Annotated in this window: 14 protein-coding genes; 11 read left to right on the forward strand and 3 right to left on the reverse strand. The window is 70.1% G+C overall.

The features are described from left to right. The first annotated feature begins 12 nt into the window (after nucleotides 1-12). From ACIBX3_RS23870 to ACIBX3_RS23890, 5 genes are read left to right on the forward strand one after another with little or no spacing between them, the layout of a single operon-like run. A complete protein-coding gene (locus tag ACIBX3_RS23870) occupies nucleotides 13-405 on the forward strand; it encodes a GntR family transcriptional regulator (protein WP_397120424.1) in 393 nt (130 codons plus the stop codon). Next, on the forward strand, nucleotides 402-1292 hold the full coding sequence (locus ACIBX3_RS23875; protein WP_397120426.1) for an ABC transporter ATP-binding protein: 891 nt from the start codon (nucleotides 402-404) through the stop codon (nucleotides 1290-1292). Before ACIBX3_RS23870 ends, ACIBX3_RS23875 begins: the two co-directional genes overlap by 4 nt. Continuing rightward, nucleotides 1289-2335 (forward strand): ABC transporter permease, encoded by a 1047-nt coding sequence (locus ACIBX3_RS23880; RefSeq protein WP_397120428.1) that lies wholly within the window; start codon nucleotides 1289-1291, stop codon nucleotides 2333-2335. Before ACIBX3_RS23875 ends, ACIBX3_RS23880 begins: the two co-directional genes overlap by 4 nt. Further along, nucleotides 2332-3750, forward strand: coding sequence for a S41 family peptidase (locus ACIBX3_RS23885; RefSeq protein ID WP_397120430.1), 1419 nt, complete (start codon nucleotides 2332-2334; stop codon nucleotides 3748-3750). Before ACIBX3_RS23880 ends, ACIBX3_RS23885 begins: the two co-directional genes overlap by 4 nt. 12 nt (nucleotides 3751-3762) lie before the next feature. After that, nucleotides 3763-4917, forward strand: coding sequence for an alpha/beta hydrolase family protein (locus ACIBX3_RS23890; RefSeq protein WP_397120432.1), 1155 nt, complete (start codon nucleotides 3763-3765; stop codon nucleotides 4915-4917). A 126-nt stretch (nucleotides 4918-5043) separates the two neighbouring features. On the opposite strand, the gene ACIBX3_RS23895 is transcribed toward ACIBX3_RS23890, so the two are convergent. Further along, a complete protein-coding gene (locus ACIBX3_RS23895; protein WP_397120433.1) occupies nucleotides 5044-5643 on the reverse strand; it encodes a hypothetical protein in 600 nt (199 codons plus the stop codon). An 18-nt stretch (nucleotides 5644-5661) separates the two neighbouring features. Between ACIBX3_RS23895 and ACIBX3_RS23900 the strand changes: the two genes are divergently transcribed. After that, entirely contained in the window at nucleotides 5662-5805 is a 144-nt protein-coding gene (locus tag ACIBX3_RS23900) for a hypothetical protein (RefSeq protein ID WP_397120435.1), read from the forward strand. Here the strand turns inward: ACIBX3_RS23900 and ACIBX3_RS23905 are convergent. Further along, nucleotides 5778-6335 (reverse strand): AAA family ATPase, encoded by a 558-nt coding sequence (locus tag ACIBX3_RS23905; RefSeq protein WP_397120437.1) that lies wholly within the window; start codon nucleotides 6333-6335, stop codon nucleotides 5778-5780. The two genes, ACIBX3_RS23900 and ACIBX3_RS23905, sit on opposite strands and share 28 nt — an antisense overlap. Nucleotides 6336-6794: 459 nt before the next feature. Between ACIBX3_RS23905 and ACIBX3_RS23910 the strand changes: the two genes are divergently transcribed. The 4 genes from ACIBX3_RS23910 (at nucleotide 6795) to ACIBX3_RS23925 (ending at nucleotide 11865) form a co-directional block, all read left to right on the forward strand. Further along, nucleotides 6795-8714: a BTAD domain-containing putative transcriptional regulator gene (locus tag ACIBX3_RS23910; protein WP_397120439.1), complete on the forward strand. Its 1920-nt coding sequence runs from the start codon at nucleotides 6795-6797 to the stop codon at nucleotides 8712-8714. 256 nt (nucleotides 8715-8970) lie between these two features. Beyond that, the gene (locus ACIBX3_RS23915) at nucleotides 8971-10098 is read left to right on the forward strand and encodes a sensor histidine kinase (protein ID WP_397120441.1); all 1128 of its coding nucleotides are present in this window, start codon (nucleotides 8971-8973) and stop codon (nucleotides 10096-10098) included. Continuing rightward, nucleotides 10091-11212 carry a hypothetical protein gene (locus tag ACIBX3_RS23920; RefSeq protein ID WP_397120443.1) on the forward strand — a complete coding sequence of 374 codons (1122 nt, stop codon included), beginning with the start codon at nucleotides 10091-10093 and terminating at the stop codon, nucleotides 11210-11212. Before ACIBX3_RS23915 ends, ACIBX3_RS23920 begins: the two co-directional genes overlap by 8 nt. Next, a complete protein-coding gene (locus ACIBX3_RS23925) occupies nucleotides 11182-11865 on the forward strand; it encodes a response regulator (protein ID WP_397120445.1) in 684 nt (227 codons plus the stop codon). Before ACIBX3_RS23920 ends, ACIBX3_RS23925 begins: the two co-directional genes overlap by 31 nt. 164 nt (nucleotides 11866-12029) lie before the next feature. On the opposite strand, the gene ACIBX3_RS23930 is transcribed toward ACIBX3_RS23925, so the two are convergent. Beyond that, a complete protein-coding gene (locus ACIBX3_RS23930; RefSeq protein WP_397120447.1) occupies nucleotides 12030-12824 on the reverse strand; it encodes a DUF1838 family protein in 795 nt (264 codons plus the stop codon). A gap of 417 nt (nucleotides 12825-13241) precedes the next feature. On the opposite strand from ACIBX3_RS23930, the gene ACIBX3_RS23935 reads away from it, so the two are divergent. Beyond that, nucleotides 13242-15638 (forward strand): nitrate- and nitrite sensing domain-containing protein, encoded by a 2397-nt coding sequence (locus tag ACIBX3_RS23935; RefSeq protein WP_397120449.1) that lies wholly within the window; start codon nucleotides 13242-13244, stop codon nucleotides 15636-15638. Nucleotide 15639: the final 1 nt, after the last annotated feature.

Here is a 15639-nt window from a genome sequence, read left to right on the forward strand (position 1 = left end):
ATGGAGATACCGGTGATCGAGTTCCATCTGGATGCGAAGTCCGGCGTCTCGCCGTACCTGCAGCTGGTCCAGCAAGTACGGCATGCGCTACGGCTCGGCCTGCTGTGCGAGGGCGACCAGCTGCCGACCGTCAAGGAGGCCGTGGCGCAATTGGCGATCAACCCCAACACGGTGCTCAAGGCCTACCGGGAACTCGAGCACGAGGGCCTGGTCGCCGCCCGGCCAGGGGTGGGGACGTTCGTGACGGCGACGCTCACCGGCACCTCGCTGGCCGCGCACGGCCCGCTGCGGCTGGAACTGCAGCGCTGGCTGGCCAAGGCCCGCCGGGCCGGCCTCGACGAGGAAAGCATCGAGGCCCTCTTCATGACCACCTTTCGGACCACCGCTCAGGAGGACATAGCGTGACTTCGGTCCTGCAAGCCCAGGGGCTGGGCAAGAAATACGGCAAGCGCTGGGCGCTGCGTGAGTGCACCATCGACATACCGGCGGGCCACGTCGTCGGGTTAGTGGGCCCCAACGGGGCCGGCAAGACCACGCTGCTGAAGCTGGCCAGCGGCCAGCTCGAACCGACGACGGGCGGCATCACCGTGCTCGGCGGCCGGCCCGCGGGCACGCCCGCGCAACTGGCCAGGGTCGGGTTCGTCGCCCAGGACACCCCCGTCTACGCGGGACTGACCGTCGCCGATCACCTGCGGTTGGGAGCACGGCTCAACCCCCGCTGGGACGCCACCAGGGCACGGGAGCGTATCGCGCAGCTCGGTCTCCTCCCCGCCCACCGCGCGGGCAAGCTGTCGGGCGGCGAGCGCGCCCAGCTCGCCCTCACCTTAGGCCTGGCCAAGCGGCCCGAGCTGCTGATCCTGGACGAGCCCGTGGCCTCGCTCGACCCGCTCGCCCGCCGCGAGTTCCTGCAGGGACTGATGGAGGCCACCGTCGAGCACGAGTTCAGCGTCGTGCTCTCCTCCCACCTGGTCTCCGACCTCGAACGGGTCTGTGACTTCCTGATCGTCCTGGTCGACTCCCGCGTGCAGGTCGCCGGGGAGGTGGACAAGCTGGTGGCCACCCACCACCGGCTCACCGGCCCGCGCCGCGATCCCGATCGGCTCCCCGCAGACCAGCAGGTGATCTCCGCGCGCCACACCGACCGGCAGAGCACGTACGTCATCCGCACCGACGCCCCGATCCACGACCCCGCCTGGACGGTCACCCAGCTCAGCCTGGAGGACCTCGTCCTCGCCTACATGGACAAGCGCACCGCGGAGAACCGGCAAGTCGCCCTGGAGGTGCAGCGATGATCTGGCTGACCTGGCGCCAGCTCCGCGGCTCGGCCGCGATGCTGGCCGCCGTGCTCGTCATCCTCACCGTCGCCCTGGCCCTGACCGGCCCGGGCCTGGCCTCCGACTACTCCGCCGGGATCGCCACGTGTGCGCAGGACAACTCCTGCGGCCGCTTCTACGATCGCTTCTTCGGCGGGTACGACACGCCCTTCGTGGCCGTCAGCCTCGTCGTGCTGCTCCTGCCCGCTGTCGTCGGCCTCTTCTGGGGAGCGCCGCTGATCACCCGCGAGCTGGAGGCCGGCACGCACCTGATGGTGTGGAACCAGAGCATCACCCGCGGCCGCTGGCTGGCGGTCAAGCTCGGGCTCACCGGCCTGGTCGCGATGGCCGCCGCCTGCCTGTGCGGCCTCGCGGTGACCTGGTGGTCCGATCCCCTGGACAAGTCAGCCCCGGACAGCCTGGCCCTGATGGCTCCCCTGGTGTTCGGCGCGCGCGGCATCGCCCCGATAGGGTACGCGGCCTTCGCCTTCGTCCTGGGCGTGACCGTGGGCATGCTCGTCCGCCGCACCCTGCCCGCCATGGCCCTCACCCTCGCCATATTCGCCGCGATCCAGCTCGCCATGCCGCTGCTGGTCCGGCCCCATCTCATGCCCCCGGTCACGTCCGCCTCCGAGCTCGGACCGGCGAACGTGGATGGCATCGGCATAAATCGGGATGTAGGCGGAGTTGTGCGCGTTACCCTGAGGTCGGCCGTTCCGGGCCACGCGGGCGCCTGGGTCTTGTCCAGCACCCTCGTCGATCCGTCCGGACGCACGATCTCCGGCAGCGACGGCGGAGCCCCCGTCCAGATTTCCACGACGTCGGGACCCTGCGCACCGGGAGCGACGGGCATGGACTCGTGCATTGGCGAGATCAACCGGCTCGGCTACCGGCAGCAGGCGACCTACCAGCCCCTTGAGCGCTTCTGGCCCTTCCAGTGGATCGAGACCGGGATCTACGCTCTCCTCACCCTCGGCCTCACGTGGTTGTCCTTCTGGTGGATCCGAAGGCGCCTGTCATGACGGTCATCAGGACCGCGGCCGCCGTGCTCGCCCTCCTCCTGGCGGCGGCCTGTACGGCACCGGCGCCGCCGCGCAGCCAGGCGAGCACGGCGGCCAGTACGGTCTGCTCGAAGCCCCAGGGACCCCCCGTGGCGGAGACGCCCACCACGATCGACGTCATCGAGCAGGCGTACTTCTGCATCCTCGGCACGTACTACAGCGGCGCCACACTGGACGCCCGCTCGCTGCTGCTCGCCGGATTCGTCGCTTTGACGCAGGAGCTCAACCGCAACGGGCGCGACGTGCCCGAGGCGACCATGCCGGCGCTGACCGGTGACCGCAAAGCCGACTGGGCCGCTTTCGAAGCCGTCTACCGGAAGGTCACCGATCAGGCGCCGGACCTGCGTGACAAGCTGGCCGTCGTCACCCTTGAGGCCATGGTGGCCGGCCTCGGCGACAACCACGCCGGTTGGGCGCACGACGTCAAGCGGCACCCCGACTACTACGACGGTGACGGCTACGGCCTGGGTTTGCAGGCGAACGTCAACGGCCCGCAGGTGGAGGGCAACCCCGGCGTCGCACTCCCGCCGCTGTTCGTCACCACCGTGCAGGGCGGCGCGGCGCAGGCAGCCGGGCTGCGCCCGGGCGACATCATCGAGTCGGTCAACGGTTCGGCGCCCTTCATCGACGGGAAGGCCACGACCGCGATCGCCGCGCTCTACCCGCGATACCCGGAGGCGCGTCCGGTCCGGCTGCGGCTGCTGCGGCAGAGCACCGGCCGCCGCTGGAGCGTGACGCTCAAGCCCGGCCCCTACCAGCGGGACCTGGCCGCCCTGCAGGTGGTGCAGTCGAAGCTGCTGGAGGACAGCATCGCCTATGTACGCATGCGCGGGTTCGCTTCCGACTCCGCGGACCGGGTGTTCAAGGCGATCTCCAGGCTGCGCACCGGCCGGACGCTCACCGGCGTCGTGCTGGACCTGCGTGGCAACGGCGGCGGCAGCCCCCTGGAGGCGACCCGGCTGGTGAGCGCGTTCGTCCACGGCAAGGTCACCGCCTACCAGTGCACCGTGGACGGCAAATGCGAGACCTCGTGGACCGACGACACCGTCGAGCTGCTCAACCTGCCGCTGGTGGTGCTCACCGACCGCAGTTGCGCCTCGGCCTGCGAGCACGTCAGCTCCGCGGTCAAGGACCTGCGGATCGGTCAGCTGGTCGGCACCAGAACCGCCGGCGTCATATCCGGCCCGGCGCAGCCGCACCTGCTCGCCAACAACACCACGCTGGGCTTCCCGTCGAGACACCACCTCGGGCCCAATCGCGAGGTGATCGACCGGATCGGCGTGCCCCCCGACCACCACGTGCCCCTGACGCCGGAGGACGCGGCCGCCGGGCGCGACCCCGCCCTGTCCAAGGCCCTGACCTTGCTGCAGAAGTGAAGGGACCTCTCGATGAGACACCTCCTGGCAGTCGCCGCGGGACTGGTCGTCCTCGCCGCGTCCGCCTGCTCAGCGCCCACGCCGCCCCGCTCCGCCGCCCCGTCGGCCACGCCGACCGGCCCCGCCACCTTGCCCGCCCCCACCGGCGCCCATCCGGTCGGCACCACCGCCCTGTACCTGAAAGACGATTCCCGCCCCGATCCGTGGAACCTCGACGTCGACGCCAGGGAGCTCAAGGTCACCCTGTGGTATCCGGCCAAACAGCGGGACGGGGAGCGCGCGCCGTACATGACGCCGAAGGAATCGCAGCTCGCCATGAGACGCTACGGGATCACGGGCGTCCCGGACGACACGCTGAGCAAGACACGCACGAACGCCATCAAAGACGCCGAACCCACGGGGCGGAAGCTTCCGCTGGTGGTGCTCTCGCCCGGCTTCACCAGTCCGATGAGCACGCTCACATCTCTGGCCGAGGATCTGGCCAGCCGCGGGTACGTCGTGGCCGGGATCGACCACACCTACGAGAGCTACGCCACGACCTTCCCCGACGGGCGGGTCGCCGAATGCCTGGCCTGCGACAGCGACACCGACCCGGGCTTCGGCACGGGGGTGGTCGCGGGCCGGGCGGCCGACGTCTCCTTCGTACTCGACCAGCTGCCCTCGAAATGGGATGGTTCCGACCGGATCGACCGCTCCAAAATCGCGATGGCCGGCCAGTCGATGGGCGGGGCCAGTGCCATGGCGTCCATGGTGAAGGACTCCCGGGTGCGGGCCGGGATCGACATGGACGGCACCACCTACGCCCGGATCCCCAAGAGCGGGTTCTCCCGGCCGTTCATGTTCCTGGGCTCGCCGCAGCACGTCCCCGGCGGCCGCGACACTACGTGGGAGCGCGACTGGAAGCTGCTGACCGGGTGGAAGCGCTGGCTGGTGCTGACGGGCGCCGAACACCACTCCTTCACCGACGGCCCGCTGATGGCGGGCGCCCTCGGCATCACACCCGCCCACGGCGTTCTGCCCGCGGCGCGCGCCGCCGAGCTCACCCGTACCTACGTGGCGGCCTTCCTCGACCGGCACCTGAAGTCGCAGCGGCAGCCCCTCCTGGACAAGCCGTCATCACGCTACACCGAGGTCAAGTTCTGTCCTGCGGCGTGCGGCCAGTCCTGAGGCTCCGCGCGGATCATCGGCGTGTGCCGGTGGTGTTCGCGTTGCGCCTCTGAGCGGGAGGCGAAAGGAGAAGATGCCGCCCCGGGGGGGTCCACCGGGGCGGCATCGGCTTCACTCGCCGGGCGGTCAGGTTCCGGTGTAACGGAAGATGTACAGGCCCCGGTCACGGTCGCCGGCGGCGACGTACTCCTGACCGTTGTGCTCGAACACCTCCACACCCCAGAAGTTGTTGCCACCCTCGTCGACGAAGTGACCCACTTCCTGGATCTCGCCGTCCGCGATCCGCATCACCCGGAAGCCCGCGGCGTAGTAGGAGAAGCAGGCGAGATCGGCCTGCTTGGCGGAGGTCGCCACCTCGTGCACCGACAGGTCGCCCTTCCCTGTCGCGTACGCGGGGTCGTGTGCCTCGGGCACCGCGTACGTGTCGAGCTCGGCCATCGTCTTCCGGTCGTACAGGTGCACGTAGCCCCACCCGTCGAAGTACGACGAGAAGGTCAGCGTGTCGCCTGTCGTTCCCAGGGGCACCGGCAGCCTTTCCGGCCCGGTGCCGGCGAGGCAGGCGTCGTTGTCGCAGGGCTGGTTGAAGATCGCAAAGCCCTGGCCGCGCGGCGCCACGCCGAAGGCCGGGATGTCACCCTCGACGCTCATGCCGAGCGCGCCGTCACATGCGTCCGTACCGGTGCGGTTGAAGACGAGCACGGTGCCGTCACCGTGCTCGTGTCGCACCGGTTCTCCACTGTGCACATGGCCGACCACATCGTGGTGCTCGACGACGGCACCATCGCCGAGCAGGGCACCCATGAAGAACTCATGGCGCGGAACGGCACCTACGCGGGGCTGTACAGACTCCAGGCGAGTGCCTACACCGTGGAGCCGGATCTTCCGTGAACGCGGCCTTGGTGGTCGAGCCGGGTGTCCGCGAGGATGCGCTGGACGATCTCCTCCAGGGAGTGGTGCTCGTCCAGGACGGTCTCGCAGCCGTCCGGCAGCAGGTCGCGCCTGAGGTACCACTCGCGCATCTGGTCAGCGCCGAACTCCGCGCTCTGCGGACGGGTCGCGTGCCGGCGGACCGTCTCCTCGAAGGACACGTCCAGATAGAAGCAGCGGGTCGTGCCCAGGTGGTCGTACGCGAGCCGCCGCAGCATCTCGCCGTATCGGCTCTGGGCGAGGATGCCCTCCAGCACCACGTGGTGGCCGGCGTCCAGGGTGTGCCGGCACATCATGTCGATCAGCCCGATGTTCACCGCACCGGGAGTGTCCAGCTCGCGCAGGATGTCCCGCCGTACGACGTCCTGTCCGATCAGCGCCAGGCCACGGCGGCCGTAAGCCTCCCGTAGCGCCCGGGCCGCGCTCGACTTACCCGATCCCGAGTTTCCGCGGATGACGACGAGGACAGTGTCAGGCGAGCCGGTTCGCACAGCGGTAGCGTAGCCGGGTCGCACGGCGCCACTCGCTCGACGAGCTCTGTCGACGGGAGATCCCGTTGTGGGGCGTTCACCGGACACCAGCCCGCCCCGAGCCTTCGTAAAGTGGCGATCGGCCGCGGACACCTACCTCGGAACGAATGCGAAGGCCAAGGGAAAGGGACATGTCTTGCCGTTGATCTTCGCGACGGGCGTGTTCACGGTCGCTCGCGGATTCAGTGACGACTCGTGAACGAGGTGAGCGGACCGGATCCGGCCGATGTCACGGAGCCGGTCGGCGACCTGGGTCATGGCGCCCTCCTCAGCAGCTGCCGCTGATCTCGCGGTCGGCGTACTCGACCGACGACCCGGGCGGTTCGGCCCGGACGTCCTTTCCCGGGAACGGATCTCTCCTCTCACTCTGCTCCGGCACAGGTTTGTCCACGTCTATCCGGCACGACAGGGGGAGCATCGATGGCGCTGGAGATCAAAATTCTGGGGCCATGGGAGATCACGTCCAATGGCGAGCCGATGAAACTGGCCGGTGAGCGGCGGGTCGGGGTCCTGGCCCGGCTGGCGCTGAGCACCGGCCAGGCCGTATCGGCGGAACAGCTTCTCACCGACGTGTGGGGCCAGAGCACGGCGACGACGGCGAGCAAGCAACTGCACATCGTGGTGTCGAAGCTTCGCGGCCTCATTTCGCCGAATGAGGACGATGAAGTCATCGTCACCGTCCCCGGAGGGTACTGGCTGAACATCGAGCGCGAGAGCGTCGACGCCCACCTCTTCACGCAACTGGCCCACCAGGCGAGTGCCGCGCGGGCTCGTGGCGATCTCGCGACGGCGGACGGGTTGTTCCGGCAGGCGCTTGCGCTCTGGCGTGGCGACGCGCTGGCCGGCATGACCGCGCCATGGGCCCAGGTCGAGTCCGCCCGTCTGGAAGAGGAGCGCCTCACCGCGCTGGAAGACCACTTCGACATGCGCCTGGCGGCCGGCGACCATCACGCGGTGGTGTCGGAGCTCGCCGTCCACGCCGAGACCCACCCGCTGAGGGAACGTCCCCGAGCCCAGCTGATGCTGGCGCTGTATCGGGCCTCCCGGCAATCCGAGGCCCTGGCGGTGTACCAGGACACTCGCCGTCTCATGCTGGATGAGCTGGGGCTCGAACCGGGAGGCGCGTTGTGCCGGCTGCAGCAGGCCGTGCTCCGGCGCGATCCCGGACTCGACCTCGCTTCTCCGGCGCAGCGGACCACGCTCACCGAGCTCGCCATCCCGATCGAACTGCCCCCCGGCACCCGGTCCTTCACCGCCCGCGCCGCGGAGATCGCCTGGCTGCACACCACGCTCACCGACACCGTGCCGGGGCGGCCCGTCGTCGCCGCGATCGACGGTCCCGGCGGCATGGGCAAATCCGCATTGGCCATCCATGCCGCGCACGCCGTCGGTGACCGCTTCGCCGACGGTGTCCTCTATCTCGACCTGCGCGCCGCCACGGCCGGGCTGCAGCCGCTGTCGCCGTTCCAGGCCCTTGGCCGGTTGCTGCGCTCGCTCAGCCCGGACGGCACCGTCCTGCCACCCACCCTGGACGAGGCCGCCGCCCGCTACCGCTCCCTGACCTCGACGCGCAACCTGCTCATCATCCTCGACAACGCGCTTGACGCCCGCCAGGTACGGCCCCTCATCCCCGCGGGATCCGCGTGCGCGGTCATCATCACCAGCCGCCAGATCATGGCCTCACTCGACGGTCTGAGCCACCTGCACCTGACCGGGCTCGACCACGCCGACGCCACCGCGCTGCTCGCCCGCATAGCGGATCCCGGCCGCGTCGAGGCCGAACCGGAAGCCGCACAGCAGATCGTCCGCCACTGCGGAGGCCTGCCCCTCGCGCTCCGCATCGCGGCGGCACGCCTGGCAGCCCGGCCCGACTGGACGCTGTCCCACCTCGCCGACCAGCTCACCGACACCACCCGCCGCCTGGCTACCCTCGTACACGCCGACCTGGACATCCGCACCAGCATCGCGGCCGGCCTCCAGCATCTCCCGGACGAACCCTCGGGCCGCGACGCCGTACACGCGTTCCTCCTGCTCGGCCTCTTGGAAACCCGCACCCCCACGGCGGCCGTCGCGTCCGCTCTCACCGATTGGCCGGAACACAGAGCGGAAGCCGCGCTCGACCATCTCGTGGACGCCCGCCTCCTCGAATCGGCCGGCCCCGGCCGCTACCGGATGCCCGACCTGATCCGCCTCTATGCCCGCGAGCAGGCCGCCCGCCACGTACCCGAACCCGCGCGGGGCGCCGTCGTCCGCCACGTGTTCCATCGCGTCGCCCTCCCGCGGGAGGCGTACGGCTGGGCCACGAACTCGCGGGACAACCTCCTGGCCATGGCCCGATAGGCGCCATCCCCCGGCATGGGGCCACCGCGCCCGTTCGTTTCCGACGCCAAGGCGCACTGATCCACGACGATGGCGATCAACGGCCCTTTCACGCCGCCGCCGCCGCAGCGCCGCGGGGAACGACGTCACGGTTCGGTCGGGCCGGGACATCGGGGCTCCCCGGACCGTGGAGCCGATCAACCACGACGTATGGGCGTGACGACTCGTTAAGCTGCCTGACAGCAAGGTCGTGGGCCGGTGGTTTGAGAGGTGGCGGTTGGCGGGGGAAGCGGCGCGTCTGCTGGTGCGCTTCGGCCGCCGGTACGCGGCCGGTGTGCGCTTGGCGACGCTGGTGCCGATCTGCGGGATCGCCCTGTTCCGCGCCCCGGACGAGCATGTGGCGAGCACCGCGTACTTGGTCGGCGTCGCGGCTGCCTGGACCTGCGGATACGCGTGGTGGCTGCGCGCGGGCCGGGGAAGCCTGCCGGTGGCCCTGGACGTGGTCGTCCTGCTGGGGCTGTTCGCGAGCGTCTTCTGGACCGGCGCCGTCGAGGACAGGAACACCGGGTGGCTGCGGCTCCTGATCACTTTCGCCTGTGTGACGTGCCAGTGGCATACTTCGCCGCTGGCTGGTGGCGCGGCGGCGCTGGCGGCCGGCGGCGGGGCGGTGGTCCTTCTCACCACGGCGGGAGCGGCGGACGTGGACGAGAGCCTGATCAGAGGGACAGCGTGGGCGGTGCCGGCGGCCGCGCTGTCCAGGGTGGCCTGGGTGCTCCTCCGGCATGCCGCGGAACGAGCCGACCGGATGGCGGCCGAGGCCGTACGGGCGCGCGGCGAGGCACAGGTGGCCGCGGCCGTCCGCGCCGGGGAACGCGAGCTCGTCAACTCGTTGCACGACACGGCGGCGACGACCCTGCTGATGGTGGGCACCGGGCAGGTGCGCTCGGACGCCGGCTGGCTGGCCCCGCAGGCGCGGCGCGATCTGGACAGGCTGCGGTCCGACAGCAGACGGGCACCGCAGGAGGCCGACCTCGTCGACCTGCTGCGCGCCGACCTCGGTGCCACGCACCTGACCGTGGACTTCGACGCCCCCGCGCAGCTTCGGCTGCCGTTCGACGTCGCCAAGGCGATCGCCGACGCGGCGGGCGAGGCCCTCACCAACGTCCGCCGCCACGCGGGCACCACGCGTGCGACCGTCCGGCTCCGCGGGGACGCGCAGGCGCTGCGGCTCCACATCGCCGACGGGGGGAAGGGATTCTCGCCGGAGGACGTGCCGGCGACCCGGCGCGGCCTGCGCGAGTCCATACGCGGCAGGATGGAGCGTGTCGGCGGCACGGCCACGATCACCTCCGCCGCGGGCGAGGGCACTCTCGTACGCCTCGAATGGCGTGCCGGTCATGAGTGACGCCGTCGAAGAGGTGACGCGAGCGCAGTTGCGGCGCGGCCTGCGGATCGCGACGCTGCTCGTCGCCATGGCGATCGTGTTCGGGCTGGGACCGGCCAACATGCTGCGCCATCTGGACGCCTATGAGCCGCCGCTCACGCAGTGGGCCGCCTTCGCGGCGCTCGGAGCCGTGCTCCTCGGCGAGGCCGCGCTGCTCCTCCGCGGACGATCGTGGAGCCGGCTGCGTGGGCCCGCCATCGCCGTCGTGCTCGGCGCGTCCGCACTGTCGTACGTGACCCTGCCGGACGGCCGCACATCGACCACCGTGGACTGGATCTTCGGCGCGGCCAACTGGGTGGGCGTCGTCGTGCTGCTCGACCGTCCGCCGCGGAGCGCGGCGCTGTTCCTGCTGGCCCACGAGCTCACTGCGCTGCTCAACCTGCTCCTGCTCGAAGACCCCACCCGGGGGGCGCTGGCCAGGTTCGCCACCGGCTCGGTGACCGTGATCGGCTTCCCTCTGTGCGTGGTCGTGGTCGCGGCCATCCTGCGCGGCCTCAGCGCGGCGGCGATGGCCTCGCGCAGGGAGATCGAGCGTGTACGCGTCTCCGAAGCCGTCGCCGCGGAGTCGCACCGCCGCCGGCAGCAGCGATTCGCCGAGTTGTCGGCGACCACGGTTCCGATGCTGGAGGGGCTCGCCGACGGCTCGCTCCGCCCCGAGGACCCGGTGGTCCAGCGGCGTTGCGCCATCGAGGCGGCCCGGATGCGCAGGTTGTTCGCCGAGACCGACACCGTCGCCAACCCCTTGTTGCACGAGCTGCGCCACTGCATCGACGTGGCGGACCGCAAGGGCGTGGTGGTGGAGCTGGACGCACGCGGCCAATGGCCCGTACCGCCGGTGGTGGTTCGGCGTGATCTCACCGAGGCGGTCCTCGTCGTCCTCGCCACCGCCGCCTCCCGGGCACGGGTCACGGTCGTGGGCAGCGCCGAGCTGGTGTCGGTCAGCGTGGTCGCGGACTGCGGTGATATCGACGTGCCTGCTCCGGCGACGCCGGGTGTACGGGTCGAGGCGTTGAACAACGACGACACGGTCTGGATGGAGGCCCAATGGCAGCCGAGCCGGCAGCGGACGAGCTGATCACCGCGGTGATCGTGGACGACCACGCGGCCATAGCCGCCGGCGTACGCGCGTGGTGCTCGCAAGCCGAGCCGCCGATCGACCTCATCGACGCCGGAGACCGGCTCGCCGGCGCCTGGACCGGCCCCGGCGCCGCCGCCGACGTGGTGATCTTAGATTTGGAGCTGGTGCCGGGCCGACCGGACTTCGGTGAGCTTCGCAGGCTGGTCGACAGCGGCAGGCGCGTGATCGTGTATTCCCAGCACACCGACGACGCGACCGCGATCAAGTGCGTCGACCTCGGCGCGCTCGCCTACCTGACCAAACGTGAGGGACCCGAGCACCTGGTGCCCGCCATCCGCGCCGCCGCGCGCGGCAAGCCCTACACGGCGCCGTCGCTCTCCGGCGCTCTGGTCTCCGACGACGCTCCCGGCCGGCCGCGCTTGTCCCAGCGGGAGACCGAGGTGCTGCGGGCGTGGTTCGTGTCCTCGTCGAAGGAACTCGTCGCCGCCAAGCTCAACATCACGGTCAAAACCGTCGACACCTATATCACGCGGGTCCGGGTGAAGTATGCCAACGTGGGGCGGGCCGCCCGTACCAAGAGTGAACTCGTCGGCCGCGCCCTCGACGACGGGCTCATCACGCTGGCCGAGCTCAATGACACCTCGTTGTAGGGCGTTCACCGGGCACCGGCCGGTCCCGCGCCTCCGTGGGTCGGTTCCACCGGATCCCGCAGTCTCAGCGGGGGTTCGTTGTCTTCGTCATCGCCCTCTTCCCCGCGTCACCGGCCGGGCGCGAGTGGCCGCTCGGGTCCGGCCGCTGACCGGGTTGCGGACTTTCACGGGCGGCCGTTGGCGGCGCACCAGTTCGCCCAGGTGGTGGCGCCCTTGCCGAGCTGCTTGTTGTAGAAGGACGTCCAGGAGTTCTCGCTCGGCCCCGGCGCGGTGGGAGCGGCCCTGAACAGCGGATGGTTGGCCTCGACCTCGGCCCGCAGCCACGGCTCGATGTCGGAGTAGGAGGCCAGCGACCAGCTGCGGGCGTGGTAGGTGAGCTGGCCGCGCACGTCGGTCTCCGCCAGGCACATGAACGGCGTCCACGGGCTGGTCCGCGCCCAGCTGATCTTCGTCTTCATCGCGCCGGCCGGGACGCCGGCCCCGGTGCGGGCCGCCACCTCGCGGTCGTCGACGGAGAAGTCGAACATCTCCTGCGCGGCGTACACGCCTCCGGTCAGCCCGAACGTCTCGCCGAGCGTGGTGCCGAAGTTGGTGCGTACGGGGATGTCGCTGGTCCACACGGTCTCGTCGTGCAGCTGCTGCAGCGGCGGGCCCGTGAAGGAGGAGGTGATGGGGAACGGGCCGAAGTTCACCGAGTCGTTGTTGATGGGGACGACCGGGTAGGTCTTGCCGTCGATCGGGTTCTTCCACTCCCGCACGATGCGCCGCGGATCGGCCGGGTCGGTGTAGAAGACGATCTCCCTGGAGAGCTGATAGAGCTGGTTCGTGTCAGGGACCCGGTAGAGCCGCCGGATGTTGTAGCCCTCGATGTTGAAGAGTTTCTGGCCGTGCCGCATCGCCGGGTCCAGGCTGTTGCCCTCGATGTTCGCGTACACCGAGCCGGAGATCCGGAACACCATGTCCTTCCCGTCCGGACGCCCGAACGTCTGGAGGGACAGTTTGCCGCTCTTGTCGGTGACCGTCGCGTAAACCGGCCCGGGATGTGTGGGGCTGGCGGATGTGTCATCCGCCGCCGCGCCCGGGATACCGGTAGCGATAAATAGGACAATAGGGACCAGGAGCCCCGTAATGCCTCGTTTGAGCACTTACGCCCTCCGTGTGGAGAAGGAAGCGAATAGCCCCATATTGTGATCATGTTGGGTCGAGGATTGTCCAGCCCGCCGATCAGCAAGGCTTTCGACTCAACTGCCGTATGGCTACTATCGGGCACCAATCGCCTACTTTGGCGATTTTTGTCATGAGGTCACCGATCGGCGGAGGAGAGTGTCCTGCACGTGGCTGGATTGGGCAGGGTCGGGCGACGACGGACGGAGACCATGCGCGACGGGAAGGGGTCAGCGGGGTCGACCAGCGGCGCGCCGCGGCGACTCGCCGGTGGCCGCCGACTGCCGTTGCGTACCGTGCTGCTCATTGTCGTGTTCGTGCCGAGCCTGACTTTCACCCCACTGCTGGCTTCGGGCATGTTCCAGCTGTCCTCTCAGTGGCGGGCGGAGAAGGCCCAGATGGATCTGGCCACCACCACCGTCGGCAAACCTGCGGCCAATCTGTTCTTCAGCCTTGATCAGGAGCGACGCCTCACCGCGGAGGTGCAGGCCAACCCCCGTGGCACCCCCCGTGACAAGCTTGCCAAGCAGCGCGCGGCGACCGACCAGGCCGTGAACGCCTTCCGTCCCCTGGCGGCCCTGGACGCCGCCAACGGACAGGAGGGGCTCACCGACGCCATCGCCCGGACCGTACGCAGCCTCGGCCTCCTCGATCAGCAGCGCCGGGCGGTGGACGCCGGTTGGTCCAGCGCGCAGCACGCGTTCGACTACTACAGCGGTGTCCTCGAGTCAGACCTCGGCGTGTTGACCGCCCTCAGCAACACCGACGAGGGCCAGGTGAACAGTAAGGCGCAGACACTGGTCGACCTTTACTGGGTCGTCGACATGATCGGCCGCGAAGACGCCGTCCTGGCCCGCGGATGGGAGTCGGGCCGCCTGACGCGGGACGAGTACGCTCTTGTCGCGGACGCCATCGGCACCAGGAAGCACCTCATGCAGTCCCGGGTGATTCCCAGTCTCACGGGCAACGAGACCCAGTACGGAAAGCTGACGGCCGGCGAGGCGTGGGAGACCATCACCGCTGTGGAAGGGCGGTTGATCACCTCGGGGAGCAACCGGGTGACACTCCGCGGCGGAAGCGCGGAGTGGCGCTCCTCGGCGGACACGGTCACCGCGCAACTGCTGAAACTCCTCAGCCTCCGGTTCGACAATGTCAGCAAGATCGGCTACGGCCACGCCGACATGCTCTTCACGGTCTTCATCAGTGTCACCACCGTGGGCATGCTCGCCTTGGGCCTGGTGTTCCTCACCAGCTGGCGCCTCACCGCCATTCTTCGCCGGCGCATCCTCCACCTGCGCCAGGATGCCCAGGAGCTCCAGGAGCGGCTGCCCAACGTGGTCACCCGGCTGGAGCGCGGCGAGGACGTCGACGTGGACGCGGAAGTGCGCATGGTCGAGCCCACCCCCGACGAACTCGGCGAGCTCGGGCAGGCACTCAACATGGCCAGCCGCAGCGCTGTCCTCACCGCCGTGCGGCAGGCCGACCAACACCGTGGCTTTCAGCGCATGCTCCAGCGCATCGCCCGCCGTACCCAGATCCTCATCGGCCTTCAGCTGAAGAAGCTGGACCAACTGGAGCGTAAGCACGAGGACCCCGAGGTGCTGGAGGGCCTGTTCGACCTGGACCACCTCACCGCCCGGCTGCGCCGCTACGAGGAGAACCTGGTGATCCTCGGCGGTGGGCAGCCCCAGCGCCGCTGGCGCAAGCCGGTACACCTGCTCGACGTCCTGCGTGCCGCGCAAGGCGAGGTCCAGGACTACCGCCGGATCTCGATCGACGTCGAGGGCGAACCCTGGATAGCCGAGCGCGCGGTGGGATCGCTGGTCCACATCCTGGCGGAACTCATGGAGAACGCCACCACCTTCTCCAACCCGCAGACCCCCGTCGAGGTGCGGGCCGCACCGGTCAGCCGGGGCATCGCCGTGGAGATCGAGGACCGCGGCCTGGGCATGGAACCCGAGGAGTACGCCGCCGCGAACGAGCTGTTGCAGTCGCCGCCGCGACTCGATGTGATGACCCACGCCGACGATGTGCGGCTCGGCCTGTACGTGGTCGCCCGGCTCTCCGCGGGTCTGGGCCTCCAGGTGGAACTGCGGTCATCGGCCTTCGGCGGCACCCGTGTCATCGTGCTGCTCCCGCAACCGCTGGTGGTGGACCGTCCCCGTGCCGTACCGGTGCCGTCCGCGCTCCCCGAGGAGGTCCCCCAGGACGCCACCGGTTCGCGGCCCCGCCCGCAGGAAAGTACGGCCGGTCCCCGCCCGCCGCACGAGGACGGGCAGTTGCCGACTCGCTCAAGGGGGCGCGCGATGGCGTACATGACAGCACCCGCGGGATCGCCGGATCCGGACGACGCGCCGCCGTCGTCCGACCGCCGGCCGCTGCCCCAGCGGGTGCGCCAGGCCAGCCTGGCCGCCGAGCTCAAAGTCACGGCGGACAGGGATGAAAGGACCGACCAGGAGACCTGGGCCGCACGCGACCAGCCCAGCCGATCCAGCGCCACGATCGGCGCGTTCCAGAGGCAGTCTCGCAAGCGCCGGACCGGTGACGACGCTTCCCAGGCGCGGCCGAGCGGATCCCCTGAGCCCAGTTCCCCTACGACGGAAGACTGAA

Source organism: Nonomuraea sp. NPDC049480 (genome assembly GCF_044465905.1).
In the GTDB taxonomy this organism is placed as follows: domain Bacteria; phylum Actinomycetota; class Actinomycetes; order Streptosporangiales; family Streptosporangiaceae; genus Nonomuraea.